This window comes from Desulfovibrio sp. JC022 (genome assembly GCF_010470665.1).
Taxonomy (GTDB): Bacteria; Desulfobacterota; Desulfovibrionia; order Desulfovibrionales; family Desulfovibrionaceae; genus Maridesulfovibrio.
On record NZ_VOPZ01000005.1, the window covers coordinates 320,667 to 336,384 of the forward strand.

Consider the following 15,718-nt stretch of genomic DNA (forward strand, 5'->3'; position numbering starts at 1 on the left):
GATGATATGGAACTTATGACTTTACTGGACGGAATCGTAGGAAAAATCGGGGCCTTTGCTTGGGGACCGCCCATGCTGGTCCTGCTTGTAGGAACCGGAATCTGGCTGACTTTTTCTCTTCGCGGATTGCAGTTCAGAAAACTGTGGTACGCCCTCTACCTTGCCCTAATCAAACGTAAAGAAGACACTGATGAACCCGGCGACATCACCCACTTTCAGGCCCTGATGACCGCCCTTTCCGCAACAGTAGGTACCGGTAACATCGCAGGTGTGGCAACCGCCATCGCCGTGGGTGGTCCCGGAGCACTGTTCTGGATGTGGATGACCGGCCTCGTGGGTATGGCCACCAAATACGCGGAAGCGGTTCTGGCAGTCAAATACCGCGTTGTCGATGAAAACGGCGAAATGAGCGGTGGTCCCATGTACTACATATCCAAGGGCCTCAACATGCCTTGGCTGGGAACCCTCTTCGCAATCTTCGCATCCATCGCCGCTTTCGGTATCGGCAACATGGTCCAGTCCAACTCCGTTGCTGACGCTGTTGAAGCAACTTACGGCGTTTCCCCCTACATTACCGGCGGACTGCTGACAGTTCTGACCGCTGCCGTTATTCTCGGCGGTATCAAAAAGATCGGTAAAGTTACCGGACTGCTCGTCCCTGTTATGATCGTTTTCTACATGTTAGGCGCATCTTACATCATTCTCATTAACATCGCTGAAGTTCCTGCTGCACTGGCATTCATTGTAGAACAGGCTTTCAACCCCACTGCCGCAGTAGGCGGTTTCGCAGGCTCCACCATCATGCTGGCCGTGCGCATGGGTGTTGCCCGCGGTGTATTCTCCAACGAATCAGGTCTCGGTAGTGCTCCTATTGCTGCAGCCGCAGCCCAGACCAAGCAGCCTGTAACTCAGGCTCTGGTTTCCATGACTCAGACCTTCATCGATACCATCATCGTCTGTACCATGACCGGCCTCGTGCTGATCCTCACCGGAACCTGGTCCAGCGGCGCCACCGGCGCGGAACTGACCACCATCGGTTTCGGAGCAGGCTTTAGCGGCGGCGAACATGTTGTAACCATCGGCCTTATCCTTTTCGCCTACTCCACCATCCTCGGCTGGTGCTACTACGGTGAAAAATCAATTGAATACCTGTTCGGTGTAAAAGCAGTACTGCCCTACCGCCTCGTATTCATCTGCTTCGTAGGTGTCGGAGCCATCGCCAAGCTCAGCTTCGTATGGAACCTTTCCGATACCTTCAACGGTCTCATGGCTATCCCCAACCTGATCGGTCTGCTCATGCTGACCCCGGTTGTTGTGGCTGAAACCAAGAAGTACTTCGCAAAAGACACAAAAACAGAACCCTCCGCTGCTACTGAAACTGAAAAATAGTTTCGTAGAAGCAAAAGAACATACGGACCCCACACAGCACCTCTTCCGGGCGAATACCACCGCCCGGAAGGGTGCTAAACAGCCTCTTAAATTCCAAATTCGAGTCTGTACAAACGACCGACTTACAGGAGCAGTGAGGTAAGCTATGAATAATCCCGCCAGCTTCGCCCCGGTCTGGGCTGAAATAGACCTGAAATCAATCAAACACAATTTCAAGGAAGTGCAACGCCTTACAAAAAAGCAGTCTAAAATAATGGCTGTGGTGAAAGCGGATGCATACGGACACGGCCTGAACAAGGTAGCAGAATGCCTGAACAATGCCGGTGCTGACTATTTTGCAGTAGCAAGACTTAATGAAGCGATCAGCATACGCAATCAGGGCATTGAAAAACCGATTCTGATCCTCGGTTACACTCCCCCGGAAGCAGCAAAAGAACTGCACAACCACAACATAACCCAAACCGTATTTTCCACTGACTATGGACTGCGGCTGAATGAACAGGCCCGGACCTGCGGAAAGATAAAAATACACATTAAAATTGATACCGGTATGGGCCGTCTGGGTCTTGTTCAAGAGACCATGAACGGCATGCTGCCGGAATCAGTGGCAGTAATACACCAGCTCCCCCATCTGGAAACAGAAGGAATTTTCACCCACTTCGCAGCCAGCGACGAAGCGGACAAAACAAGCGCGCTCAGCCAATTGAGACAATTCAAGAACATCCTTGCGGACATTGAACAAAGGGGAATCCGCATCCCCATCAAACATGCTGCCAACAGTGCGGCGATTATTGATCTCCCGGAATCATACCTGGATATGGTCCGCCCCGGTATAATGCTTTACGGCCTCTACCCGTCAAGTGGAGTGCACCAGATCAATGCCGACCTGAAGCCGGCTATGCAGATCAAAGCCCGCATCGCACAAATCAAGGATGTCCCTGCTGGATTCAGGATCAGCTACGGCCATACATACACGACTCCCACCGCTACAAAGCTGGCCACAATCCCCCTCGGTTACGCAGATGGATACAGAAGACAGCTCTCATCCGCCGGCAAAGTGCTGGTCCACGGCAAACAGGCCCAGATAGTAGGCCGGGTCTGCATGGATCAAAGCGTCATAGATGTTGGGAAAATCAAGGAAGTGCAGGCCGGGGATGAAGTGGTCATCATAGGACGGCAGGATAATGCGGAACTTTCAGCAGAAAGAATGGCCTGCGAACTGGGAACCATTAATTACGAGATTGTTTCCACCCTCATGGCCAGAGTTCCCAGAGTGTACAAGAATATTTAAAATTTTCATAAATTTCTGACCGCAGCCCGCAAAAGCGCATTCCCTCAAGCTTAAATGCGTACTGTTTCCGGCGACCACTGCCGGAAACAAAAGGCTTTGCTCAGAATACAGCTCTCCGGACTTATTGCACATTTCCAAACCGCATTATGGAAATATGCTCCCAGCCCCAAGAGAGCCATGGAAGTCCATGAAAATGGATATTGCCCGACGGCAGGAGATTCGCCTGAATTCTCTGCCGGACATGACCCAAGAGACCGCCCGAGAGACATGCAATCCCATGCATGGCAACGGGGAACGGAGGTACTTATCAAGGCAAAAAGAAATAAACCGAAACCAGAAATTTCCGGTCAGCTCCATGGCTAGACAGAGCAATGCTGCCGGAAATATGCCGTTCAACTCTGGCGGCAAACGAATTCTTAAGCTGAAAGTAAAAACAGAGTTAATGGATTCTTACCCGAACAATGTTGTTTGGGACCATGGCAAAGGTGTGCATTAGTAAAGCCCAGCCCCGGTTTACCGGGGCTGGGCTATTTTTATGGGCAATGCTTATTCTACTCTTCCCGTTTGGAAAAATACAAATTACAAAGAGCCAAAAGCGATGTGCCCACAATGAGCAGCAGCGAAACCGCATTGATCACCGGGGTGCTGCCGTCGCGAACCTGCAAATAGAGATTGATGGGCAGGGTCGGTTCAGAACCGACCAGAAAGAGGGTGGTGTTGAAGTTCTCAAAACTCATCAGGAAAGCCACTGCCCCGGCTCCGATAATGGCGGGGCGCAGGAACTTCAGGGTGATGTGCCAGATTACACCCAGCTGAGTCGCACCGAGATTCAAGGCCGCCTCTTCAAGGGAGTGGTCGAATTTGCGCAACCTTGCAGAAACCACAAGGGTCACAAAAGTAGTGATGAACGAAAACTGCCCCATTACCACCAGCCAGAAACTGGGCCGAAATACTTCAAAATCAAGTCCAAAATTATCTTCAAAATACATTCCGGCAGTATTGGAAGCCAGCAACAAAGAAATGCCGAGGATTACGCCGGGAATGACCAGAGGGGCCAGCATCAAAAAGTACAACAATCCCTTGAAACGGAACTCTTCCTTCTCAAAAAGAAAACTGGCACAGGTCCCAACGATGACGCTTAAGATGGACACAAAAAACGCAGTCTGAAAGCTGGTCACAATGGAGCGCAGGTTCTGGTCATCGTGAAAAATCCCGATCCGCTCCGGACCGCTGGAAAGGAACCAGTCCAAGGTAAATCCTTTCCACGGCAGGGATGGAAAATCGGAATTGTTGAAGGCCAGCACGCAGGTCACAACCAACGGGGCAAACAGAAATACAAAATACAAAATGATGAAACAATTGAATGACCAATTGTATGCTTTGCTGCGCGGCAGGGAACGAATCATGATGCCACCTCCCCTAATTTCTGTCGGGTAAGTTTAAGCCCGATCCAAATGATCAGTGAACTTAAAATCAGCAGCAGAAAGCCGAAAGCCGAACCCTGATTCCAGTTGAAGCTGGCAATGAACTGATTGTAAATCTGCTCTGTAAACCAGAGGGAATTCTTGCCGCCCATAAGGTTCGGGGTCAGGTAGTTGCCCAGCACAAGCATGAAGACAACAATGGAACCGGAGGTGATGCCCGGCTTGCAATGAGGAATGATGATGGTCCGCCAGATTGTCCACTGCCCGGCCCCCAGATCATGGGCAGCTTCGATAAGGCTGTCGTCAAGACTCTCCATTACTGAAACCAACGGCACAACCATAAACAGCATGGAAGTATAAACCAGCCCCATGATCATGGTCGCATCATTGTAAAGCATCTCAACGGGCTTATCGATCAGCCCGATCTTGAGCATGAAAAAGTTAAGCACCCCGGATTCACGCAGCAGGATCATCCAGCCGTAAATGCGGACCAGCTCACTGACCCAGAACGGCAGCAAAAGCATGATCATAAGCGCGCCCTGAACCCGCGTTCTGGCCAGCTTGGCAATATAAAATGAGACCGGCATGGAAAGCAGGAAAACAACAAATGTAGTGATAATGGCGTAAAGGCAGGTACGCACGAAAGTAAGCCAGTAGATGGGCTCATCAAAAAAATTAAAATAATTCTGGAAAGTCCAGATCATGTCGCCGTAATCATTCTCGCCCCTGAAGCTCATGGTCAGCAAATCACAGAGCGGCAATACTATCAGCAAAGACAGCCACATAATGACCGGAGCGAAAAAAATCCAGAAAACCATTCTTGAACGGACCATATTATTCCTCCGCCCCGAAACAGATACCTGAATCAGGATGCCACCCCACAGCGATTTCATTACCCGGTTCAATATGATCAAAACGGCGATTCTGGGGCAGGCTGACGATAAGTTCGTGGTCCTCTTTGGTTACGGTCAGCAAACGACTGTTAGCTCCGTCAAAAAGAATGCTCTTCACCGTGACCTCAAAGACATTCAAGCCACTGCGGTCCTTGGGTTCAATAAGCATGGCTTCAGGGCGCAGGAAAAGATCGGCCCGCCCGCCGCAGGAACAAGCTCCGTGAGGCTTGGTTTGAAATGAATACCCTTCGTCAGTAACAATACGGACTTTTTCATTATCGCTCTCAACGACCTTTCCGCTCCATTTGTTGTTATCACCCACAAACTGGGCCACAAACGGGGTCGCGGGCTTTCCGTAAAGTTCCTGCGGGCTGCCCACCTGCTCGAATCGACCGTTATTCATGACCGCAACCCGGTCAGACATGACCAGAGCCTCGGACTGATCGTGGGTAATGTAGATAAAGGTCGTTCCCACTTTGGCCTGCAACTTTTTAAGCTCCACCTTCATCTGCTCGCGCAGCTTCAGATCCAGAGCACCCAAAGGTTCATCAAGCAGCAGCACAGAAGGCTCCAGCACCAGACAACGCGCAATTGCCACCCGCTGTTTCTGCCCCCCGGAAAGCTGGTTAATCTGCTTTGCGCCGTAACCGGGCAGTCCGACCCTTTCGAGAATGGCCTCAGTCTTCTTTTGAATATCAACAGCTCCGACTCCGCGCCTTTTCAGCCCGAAAGCGATATTTTCAGAAACATTCATCATGGGAAACAGAGCCAGATGCTGGAAAACCAGATTAACCGGACGTTTATTTGGCGGCACACCGATCATGGAGCCGCCCCGAATTTCAATATCCCCGGAAGTAGGCTCCTCAAATCCGGCAATCATACGCAGCAAAGTGGTCTTGCCACAGCCGGAAGGCCCCAGAATAGAGAAAAATGATCCGGCAGGAACATCAAACGAGACACCATCGACAGCGGTAAAGTCACCGAATTTCTTCACCATATCAGAGACAGAAAGATCGTTAATCATGAAATATCGTCCGGGGATAAAAAATTAAACAAAGGCGGAGAGTCCGAAGACCCTCCGCCATAGATATTACTATTTCAGCAACCCTTAATTGGCAGCCTTAATTTTATCGAGGATCTTGCCTTCCATGCTTTCCAGCTTGGCAGGCACCGGGGGATACCACTTGATGTTGTCAATAACTGACTGAGGAAAGGAGCGGGCAAAGTTATCCGCAACAGCCTTATCTGTGAACTTCAGAGCATCTTTGGAGGCAGTGGCATATTTTTCCTTGGAGGAGAAGTAACCGGCGTTTTCAGGCTTCATAGCGAAGTTGATCCACTTGTAGGCAGCGTCAACATTTTTAGCTTTGACCGGGATGGCGAAAGTATCAATCCAACCAAGGGCACCTTCTTTGGGAGCCTTGAAATCAATGGCCTTATTGTCGGTGTGAAGTTTCCATCCACCTGCATCCCAAGCCATGGCAACAAAGACTTCACCGGAACGCATGGATTCAAGCAGGGAATCGCCGTTAGCCCAGTAATTTTTAACAATAGGCTTGGATTTGATCAGGGTCTCGGCAATTTTGTCGAGCATGGCTTTGTATTCTTTGGGCTTGTCATAAAGAGCAAAGGGATCATAGCCGAGGGCAAAGCCCATGGCGATGAGGGTGGGTCTCTTAAGGCGGTAGCTTACGCGACCTTTATATTTAGGATCAATGAGAGCTTTAAAAGAATCTACGCCCGGAGCCTTATCACTGTTAACGATCAGTCCGGAAGTACCCCAGCAAAAAGGAGCAGCGTAAGATTTATCCTTAACAAGGGTGTTGGCTTTAACCGCGGTGAGCATTGAAGGAATGAACAGGCTGGAATCAAGCTTGGAGTAATCCATGGCCTGATACAGCTTGTATTTTTTCTGAACAGAAGAAATACGGTCCTGAGAAGGCTGGGCAAGGTCAAAACCAGCACCGCGGGTGGCCCGCAACTTGGCGATCATTTCTTCGTTGTTGGAAAAAGTAACCTCAACCTTGATTCCGGTTTCTTTTTCAAAAGTGTCGATCAATTTCTGGGGGGCATACCCTTTCCAGGTTAACAATTTCAGAGTCTCCGCCTGAGCGGTTCCAGCCAGTGCAAACAGGGTCAACAAAGCAAATACAATAATCCTTTTCATGACAAACTCCATATTTATGTAACAAACAAGCGAATAATTCCGTTAGTTGTTACAAGCACATACAAACACGAACACCACCAACTCGTCACAAAACAGCAAAGGTCACGTTACAGCCACAAGTGAATTTAAAGCAAGTTTTTTGACAAATTCCACATATCGAAAACAATTTGTGCACTTTCGAAAACAACCGACCTATAAGAAAAGCCCTCCCGCGCAGAGCACGGAAGGGCTTCAATCAATTCTATTCAGCTATGTCTTAATTGTTCTTAAAGGCAATACGGAAACAGGCACAAGCCCCGCCCCAGGTAATGCCGAGTCCGAAGAGCATCATGATAATTGCTGAAAATTCCATACTTAGCTCCTTTTCAGGAAGTTTCTGTTGATACCGGTCACATTCACAAATCCGCCTTTACTGCGGGCGCAGGCAAGACCGAAGAGCAGGCAGATGACAAGCGTGGACCAGCCGAAGGCAACAGTGGCGGAAGTTGAGTAACCGCCGTAGTTCTCGGAAAGATCACCGATGAAGTTAGAAACCAGCATGAAACCGAGCATTGCCGGAACAACGAAGCGCAGGCTGTTAATCCAGAGTGCGCCGACCTTGATCTCGGAGGTCAGGTTCACGTGGTTGCGCAGGTCATCAAGTTTGCAGAACCATGCGATGAAGATGATTTCAATGAATCCGCCCATGAGGATACCGAAGTTGTTGATGAAGTGGTCCACGATATCGAGCAGGAGCAGTCCGCCGCCGGTGGTGAAGGCAATGCTGACCAGAAAGCCGATGGCACACATGATGGTCGCCGCCATTTTACGGGAAACGTTCATCTTATCGATCAGCGCAGCAACAACAACTTCCGCAAGGGAAATCATGGAAGACAGCCCCGCAACGGTGAGCGCGAGGAAGAACAGGGTTCCGAAGAAAGCGGGGGCAGGCATCAGGTTTACCGCTGTGGGCAGGGTGATGAAGGCAAGCCCCACACCGGAACCGGCGACTTCACTGACCGGAACGCCCTGCTGAAGGGCCATGTAGCCCAGTACGCTGAAAATCATGATCCCGGAAATGATGCTGAAACCGCAGTTGATGAATACGGTCATACAGGCATTGTTGTTGATATCGGAATCCTTGGACAGGTAACTGGAATAAGAAATCATGATCGCAAAGCCGATGGACAGGCTGTAAAAGATCTGTCCGAATGCATCGGCCCAGACCTTGCCGTCCATGAGAGCGTGAAAGTCGGGCTTGAACAGCCACTGCAGACCGTCAACAGCACCGGGAAGCATCAGCCCTCTACCGATAAAGATGAACACAAGCAGGAAAAGCAGGGGCATGAAAATTTTACTGATCCGTTCAATACCGCTTTTAACACCGGTGAACACAGCAATGAAAGTCATCAGCCATGCTGCGGCGGTGGCGGTAAGAATCTTGGTCTGAACGCCGCCCATATTCATGGGGGAATCAGTCAGGCCGAGAAATTCTCCGAAGAAAAATTCCTTGGGAGACGCACCCCAGCCCTGAGTGAAGGCCAACAGAAAATAGTTGATGGCCCAGGCCACAACCACCACGTAATATGTGGTGATGATGAAGGAAACCATGACCTGCCACCAGCCGAGCCATTCCCATTTCTTGGAAATAGAGGAAAAAACCTTGGGTGCGGACCCTTTGAATTTCTGGCCCAGACCGAATTCAAGAATCATGAAAGGCATACCTGCGGCAAGCATGGCCACAAAATATGGAATGAGGAATGCGCCACCGCCGTTTTCATAAACCATGTACGGAAAACGCCAGATGTTTCCCAGTCCGATTGCGGAACCCACTGCGGCCATAATGAAGCCGGTACGAGAGCCCCATGTTTCTCTTTTCTGCATCTTGCTGTAACTCCTTAAAAAATCCGTCTCCGCAACAGCGACGCGGAATCGGCATGAATAAAAATGAACCGGAAACACCCGGACGGGCGATCCTTCCTATTGAGGTCAGGGCTATGGGAATTTAAGACTTGCTTTTCAGCCTGTCCTCCCGGACAGAAGCACACTGCGGCACAGACGTTTCAACGTTCTCAACGGGAAAAGGAATGTTTTGGACAGGATGACGGGAGCTGATAGCCCTTGGGGGTGAATTGATAGTCCAGATGCGGTATGGGGTCAACTGAGAATCGTCCATTCTTTACAATTTGCGACATTTATCCACAATCCAGCAAAGAATAACTAAAAATATTGCCTATTTTTTCAAATTACCTAAAAAAAGTTAAATCTACTCAGAATAAAGTTCAAGGCAGTTTCGGCCTTTTTCTTTAGCCAGATAGAGAGCTTTATCTGCCTGATGAAGCAAGACATCGAATCCGTCGCCATTGTCCGGGACCATACTGGCAACTCCGATGCTGACGGTGACCACAGAATTAAGACTTTCGCAATGGTCAATTTCCAATTTTTGTATATTGGCACGTAATTTTTCGGAAATGCGCAGGCCGCCCTCGCGATCGGTATCCGGGAGCAAAGCTACAAATTCCTCACCACCGTATCGGGCCACAAAATCAGTGGATCTATGCAGGCTTCCGGCCAACTCCCTTGCCACAAGACGCAAGCATTCATCGCCCATGGCATGCCCATTTGAATCATTATACAATTTGAAAAAATCAATATCGATAAATGAAATCGTCAAAGGACTTTCATGACGCCGGGCACGCTGCCATTCTATCTTCAAACGCCCCTCAAGCTGTCTGCGGTTAGGCAAACCGGTCAGAGGATCAATCATGGAAAGCTCTTTGAGCATATCACGCTGCTTTTTCAATTCCAGCTGGGTTTTAACCCGCATTTTTACAATAGGCAGGCTGAACGGCTTGATAATATAATCCACAGCACCAATTTCAAGTCCTTTAGCCTCATCCTCAACCTGATCCCGTGAGGTGATAAAAATTACCGGAATCTCTTTTGTTTCAGGCTTGCTCTGCAATGCACGGCAGACCTCATAACCATCCATTCCGGGCATAACAATATCAAGCAGTATGAGATCCGGAGGATCGTCTGAAGCAGCAATTTCAAGTGCACCGGGACCGTCAAGAGCGACAGACACGCGGTATTCATCAGCCAGTGCCGCTCCAAGCAGCTTGATATTCGCCGGGGCATCATCAACGATTAAAATTTTATATTTCAAATGCTCTATGCTCATTTTTTATTCATCCTGAATATTTTTAACCAGCCCGCTCAATTCTTCCAATTCCACCAAAGCCCCTTTGAAATCAAAGCCATTAATAGCTTTCCTGAGCCTGTCCAGAACAGAGCAGTATTTATCTTCGTTCATCCGTACTGCTATGATCTCAAACAAACTCTCTGCTCCGAAATCATTATTCATAAGGAGCTTTCTTAATTTCTCAAGTAACTCAGCAACTTCTGCCTCGGATTCAAGACCGGGCATAGCTTCAAGTACGACTTCGCGTTCAGGCAAGCTGCGGATTGACTCCAGCACCACCTCTAATTCTTCTTCATACGAATTTAAGAGCAAGTGCACTTTTTCATAATTCCTGTTCTGAACAGCCTGCTCCAGATCATTACAAATTGAATGCAGTGAAAGTGCAGAAAAATTACCGCAAACCCCTTTTAATGCATGGGCCAGTATCGCCAGTTCATCTTCCTGCCCGCTATTAAACAATGCCCGCAAACGGTCTGCGGAGTCCGCATAATCGGCCTCAAAATCATCAAGCATGGAGTAAAACAACCCGGTCCTACCCAGCATCCTTTGCAGGGCTTCCTTAACATCAATACCCGGTAGGGAATCAGGCAATCCATTATTAATTTCGCACAACCTGCCTTCAGACGACATTCCCGTAAAAGAGCCGGAATCCTGCGCTGAAATCCACCTGCTCAGAGCTTCAAAAAGCTGGTGAGTATCAATAGGCTTGGAAACATAGTCATCCATTCCCGCATTAATGCACTTCTCCCGGTCCCCCTTCATGGCATGGGCTGTCATCGCTATGATGGGCAGTTCCTTAAATTTATCATTTTTCCTGATTTCAGCGGTTGCTTCCAGACCATCCATAACCGGCATCTGCACATCCATGAGTACCGCGTCATATGAATTCTCCTTAACCTCTACAACGGCCTCAAGGCCATTGACCACAGCCTTTACATTCATGCCCACACATTCAAGAATATCCTGAGCGACATTACGATTGATAGCATTGTCTTCCACCAGCAACACGGTTGCCCCGGACAGCCTGCGACCGAATTCCTCGGTATCGCTGCCTAAAGCGGACATTGTAGGCACTTCATCACGTTTATACTCAAAAACATTCATCACCGTGTCGAAAAGCATGGATTGCTTGATAGGCTTGATGAGGAAAGCATTGACCCCGGCCTTTTCAGCACGGACCATGACTTCCTCGCGCCCGAAGGCAGTCATCATGATAATGGGAGTCTCGCGAATAAAAGGATTCTTGCGAATGCGGGAAGTTACATCAATGCCGTCCATTCCGGGCATTTTCCAATCCAGAATAAGCAGCTTGTAAGGCTCATCCCCGGCAGCGGAAAGACGGGTCAAGGCATCCTCGCCGGAATCAACAGCAGTGACATTGAAACTAAGTGATTCAAGTGTCTCGCGCATAATTTCCCGCGCGGAATCATTATCATCCACAATAAGGACCTTAAGCCCTCGTAAATCAGGCGGAGTATGCACCAGATGGGCAGAAGGGGCGGAGCTTATACCGAATTCCACTGAAAAATAAAAAGTCGTCCCCTGACCGGGCCTGCTTTCGGCCCATATTTTACCGCCCATGGCTTCCACCAGATGTTTGGTGATGGCAAGCCCAAGCCCGGTACCACCGAACTTTCTGGTGGTGGAACCGTCTGCCTGGGTAAACGCTTCAAAAAGATCGGGCAACACTTCTTCATCAATCCCGATGCCGGAATCGCTGACCGAAAAAGTCAGCATAGTCCTGTCCTTATTGACCGGTCCCGGATTGGCACGGACCACGACTTCCCCGGCATCAGTAAATTTAATCGCGTTATTTGTCAGATTGATCAGCACCTGACCTAGGCGGAGCGGGTCACCGATAAGCCGGGGCGGAACCTTGGGAGCCACCGAGACCACCAGCTCAATCCCTTTATCAGAAGCATTGTTTGCAAAAAGATCGGAAAGATTCTCAACCACATCAGCCAGTTCAAATTCAGTCCTTTCAAGATCAAGTTTCCCGGCTTCAATCTTGGAAAAATCAAGAATATCATTGATGATGGCGAGCAAAGAGCGAGCCGAAAGCTTGATTTTATGCAAATAGTCCCGCTGCTTCGGAGTAAGGTCAGTGCGCAGGGCAAGGTCTGTCATGCCCAGCACCCCGTTCATGGGAGTCCTGATTTCATGACTCATATTGGCAAGGAATTCACTTTTGGAGCGGTTTGCCTCATCGGCAACCCTCTTGGCCTGTTCAAGTTCCAGAACTGTATCAGAAAGACGCAGGGCATGCTCTTTTTGCACATCGCGGGCTTTGCGAAGATCCTCAGCGTAACGCTCAAGGTCTTCTTCAGTTTTTTTGCGGTCAGTAATATCGGAAACAAATCCTTCCACTGCTTCCGGTATTCCGTCATCCCCGTAAACCCCCTGCCCTTTCTCCCAGACCCAGCGTTCATCACCATACTTGGTAGTAATCCGGTAGAGAAATTCAAATGTTTTACGGACAGATACAGCTGCCTGAATTTCATCGTTTACTCTGTCCCGGTCTTCCGAAATTATCAGCTCCCGGTAATTAACCCCTTGGCTGGAAATCAATTCATCTGGACGGTACCCGGTCAGCGCAAAAGTTCCTTCACTTGCAATTTCAAGACGCATTTCCCCGGAAAGACCACGGCGGTATGCCATCCCCGGAAGACTGCTCATCAGGGTACTCAGGGCGCGCTGACTCTCATGCAACTCACGGGTGCGCTCCTCAACCTTCTGCTCCAAGGTGGCCTGATAACTTTTGATCTCTTCTTCAGCCTTCCTGCGGATAACAATCTCTTCGCGCAGGGAATAGTTATATTCCTTCAACCTCTTCATAAAATTATTAAAATGGTCAGCCAGCAATCCCAGTTCATCCCTGGCTTCCCGCTCCATGCTGACCGCAAGATCCCCTTCTTCAGCCTGCGCGAATTTTTCCTGCAATTCATTAATAGGTCTGGTCAGAGCATTGCCGATAAAAATCGAAGTTACAGTCATCAGCAGCAGGGCAACTCCCATTGCAATAAGAATGACCAGCCCTATCTCATCAAGAGGTTGATAAAAATCAGACTTGTACCCGGATGAGGCAACAATCCAGCCCAGCTCAGGAATATCGTTAAAATAAACAACTTTCTTGCTGGACTCAGCATCGCCGGGATTTCTCCAGTCGTACTCCAATCTCCCATTCTTGAGTTTGATAATTTTTTCGATAACTTCTCTCTGGCCGGAGTTATCAAGTTCCTTATAAGTAACCCCTTCCAGCTCAGGATGAATCAGAAATTTACCTTCATAGTCAATAATGCTTGGATACCCGGTCTTACCAAATCCCAAACCCAGAAAATTTTCATGCAAATCATCCAGATTAACAATCTGGTTGAATTCATCACGATAGGAAGAAGCAGTTATGATCCAGTCCCAAGGCTGGAAATAAGTCATCGCCACCGCTTTGGGCCGGGCCTCTTTTTCAAGGGGTTCTTTCCAGTTATACTCAAGGTAACCGTTTTTCTGTTTAATCTGTTCCTTCACAAAAGAAAGACCGCTTAAATCCACCCCAAGCAGGCTCCGCTTCGGATGGACCACCATTATGCCTTCGCTGTTAAGGCAATAAACCCTGCCGGTCCGGCCGATCCGCTGACTGAGAAAGGCCTGCGCCGCTCGTTTCCTGGCTTCTTCTTCACTCAGTATCCCACGGCGCACCTGTCGCTGAAGCTGGTGGGCTATTTCATAATTTTTTTCTGCCACGGCCCGCATATAGTTTTTAATTGATGCGTCCGCAGTGGTTCGGACCATATTCAGGATGGTCTGGGTCGCTATTTTCAGATCCCCTTCAATGGTGTCCTGAATAATATTCTTGGCCTGCATAAAAATCAGACCACCGCCCACACCGAAAGCCAGCAGAAATGCGAATGAATAAGCTATGAACAGCTTATCACGAATGCGTATTCCACTAAAACGTTTAAACATCTACTTCTCCGGGGCCAAATTAAAAACAGGTTTGTAATCCCTTGGCCCGAAGAGTCCTTCATAAGGATAGCTACCGATATTTTCAGTTGTGACAGTGGGAATAAACGGCCCGGAACGGAAAGGAAAATCTTTACCCGGCTTGTCGCCGTCAAGAATGCGGACCATCATATCAACGGCCATACGGCCCTGAAAAACAGTAAGGTCGGAAGGAGAAGCCAGAACCCGGCCTTTTGCTATTTTATCGTACAAAGAGGGAATAATATATGTAGAGACTACACCGATCCCGGTTCTGCCCCGCTCTTCAATAATTGCAGGGGCTGCCGTTGCCGCAACAGCATTGCCTACCAGATAATCAATGCTCTCCTGCTCATCTAAAACATCACGGATAAGCCTGCTTTGGATATCATTTCCAGTATCACCCCATTTCACGGCAACAATCTCGATATTGCCCGGAAAATACTGCATAGCATCCTCAAACCCGTGCAGTGTTTCAGGAGCCCAGCCAGACCCTTCAGGACCAGGGAAAAAAGCGATCTTAAGATTATCACGCCCGAAACTCTCTGCCTGCTCGGCAAGGAATTCACCGGCGTAATACCCCATATCGTAAAATGAAACCAAAGCCTTGGCTGTTACCTGTGGAGCATGAACATCATTTACAACTTCCACAACGGGAATTTCTTTAGCAGCGGTTTCAGCGATAATCCCGTCAGTGGCCCGGTAGTGCACTGAACCGAGAATAATTCCATCTACATTTGCACGACTGAGTTCACGGAGCTGTTCAACCTGCTTATCAAGGTTATCGTAACCGCCGGCCTCAAGAAGTTTTATGCCCACTCCGAGACGTCTGGCTTCCTGAATTATGCCGTAATTCACCGCCACCCAATAAGAATCTTTCATATGGGGAAAAGAAACCCCTATGGTATACGGACGGACGGCCTTTTGCGGAGCAGTCCACTCCTCGAGCTTAGGACCTTTCAAACAATCACACGCCTGTCCCGGAACTTTTTTATCAGCGTCATAAACGCCGTAATAACTCTTGACCTGAATAGGCCACCAATTGTCCTCACCTGCAAGCACAGGAGAAGCCCCTGCAAACCAGCAGACAAGAACAGAAAATAATAAAACCCTGAAAAATCTAGACTCCAAATAAGGCAAAAACAATCTTGAACAAAATAATGACATTAGACCCTTTTCTCGCTGGCTTACAATAAGCTATTTAAAATCAATCAATTACCAAAAAAACAAGTCCAGCATGACTTCCACCTCACTTGTAAGCATAGATTAATACCGATCTTTTGTTAACAACTATGCATTATATTCATCATTATGGACCGCCGCACTCTCTGAAAGTTCATAATAATTGTTGACTCCGCAGCAATTCTCGTAAATAAAAGTCAGCTTTCGAAAGAACGG

Annotated in this window: 12 protein-coding genes; 3 read left to right on the forward strand and 9 right to left on the reverse strand. The window is 48.7% G+C overall.

Annotated features, from left to right (window positions below):
• Window positions 1-6: 6 nt before the first annotated feature.
• The 3 genes from FMS18_RS10305 to FMS18_RS10315 all read left to right on the forward strand — a co-directional run bounded on the left by FMS18_RS10305 (window position 7) and on the right by FMS18_RS10315 (window position 3,176).
• Window positions 7-1,389, forward strand: coding sequence for a sodium:alanine symporter family protein (locus FMS18_RS10305; RefSeq protein ID WP_163294166.1), 1,383 nt, complete (start codon window positions 7-9; stop codon window positions 1,387-1,389).
• Window positions 1,390-1,534: 145 nt separating this feature from the next.
• A complete protein-coding gene (gene alr, locus FMS18_RS10310; RefSeq protein WP_163294168.1) occupies window positions 1,535-2,680 on the forward strand; it encodes an alanine racemase in 1,146 nt (381 codons plus the stop codon).
• Between the two features lie 187 nt (window positions 2,681-2,867).
• On the forward strand, window positions 2,868-3,176 hold the full coding sequence (locus tag FMS18_RS10315; protein WP_163294170.1) for a hypothetical protein: 309 nt from the start codon (window positions 2,868-2,870) through the stop codon (window positions 3,174-3,176).
• Between the two features lie 55 nt (window positions 3,177-3,231).
• Here the strand turns inward: FMS18_RS10315 and FMS18_RS10320 are convergent, their stop codons facing one another.
• The 9 genes from FMS18_RS10320 to torT form a co-directional block, all read right to left on the reverse strand.
• Window positions 3,232-4,086 carry an ABC transporter permease gene (locus FMS18_RS10320; protein WP_163294172.1) on the reverse strand — a complete coding sequence of 285 codons (855 nt, stop codon included), beginning with the start codon at window positions 4,084-4,086 and terminating at the stop codon, window positions 3,232-3,234.
• Complete coding sequence (locus tag FMS18_RS10325) at window positions 4,083-4,937, reverse strand: ABC transporter permease (RefSeq protein WP_163294174.1); 855 nt, start codon at window positions 4,935-4,937, stop codon at window positions 4,083-4,085. The genes FMS18_RS10320 and FMS18_RS10325 overlap by 4 nt, the downstream gene beginning before the upstream one ends.
• Before the next feature lies 1 nt (window position 4,938).
• Entirely contained in the window at window positions 4,939-6,021 is a 1,083-nt protein-coding gene (locus tag FMS18_RS10330; protein WP_163294176.1) for an ABC transporter ATP-binding protein, read from the reverse strand.
• 84 nt (window positions 6,022-6,105) lie between these two features.
• The gene (locus tag FMS18_RS10335; protein WP_163294178.1) at window positions 6,106-7,164 is read right to left on the reverse strand and encodes an extracellular solute-binding protein; all 1,059 of its coding nucleotides are present in this window, start codon (window positions 7,162-7,164) and stop codon (window positions 6,106-6,108) included.
• 256 nt (window positions 7,165-7,420) lie between these two features.
• Complete coding sequence (locus FMS18_RS10340) at window positions 7,421-7,516, reverse strand: MetS family NSS transporter small subunit (protein WP_163294180.1); 96 nt, start codon at window positions 7,514-7,516, stop codon at window positions 7,421-7,423.
• A 2-nt stretch (window positions 7,517-7,518) separates the two neighbouring features.
• A complete protein-coding gene (locus tag FMS18_RS10345) occupies window positions 7,519-9,027 on the reverse strand; it encodes a sodium-dependent transporter (RefSeq protein WP_163294182.1) in 1,509 nt (502 codons plus the stop codon).
• 382 nt (window positions 9,028-9,409) lie between these two features.
• Window positions 9,410-10,324, reverse strand: coding sequence for a diguanylate cyclase (locus FMS18_RS10350; RefSeq protein WP_163294184.1), 915 nt, complete (start codon window positions 10,322-10,324; stop codon window positions 9,410-9,412).
• A gap of 3 nt (window positions 10,325-10,327) precedes the next feature.
• Window positions 10,328-14,305 (reverse strand): response regulator, encoded by a 3,978-nt coding sequence (locus tag FMS18_RS10355; protein ID WP_163294186.1) that lies wholly within the window; start codon window positions 14,303-14,305, stop codon window positions 10,328-10,330.
• A complete protein-coding gene (gene torT, locus FMS18_RS10360) occupies window positions 14,306-15,382 on the reverse strand; it encodes a TMAO reductase system periplasmic protein TorT (RefSeq protein WP_368854161.1) in 1,077 nt (358 codons plus the stop codon).
• Window positions 15,383-15,718 lie beyond the last annotated feature (336 nt).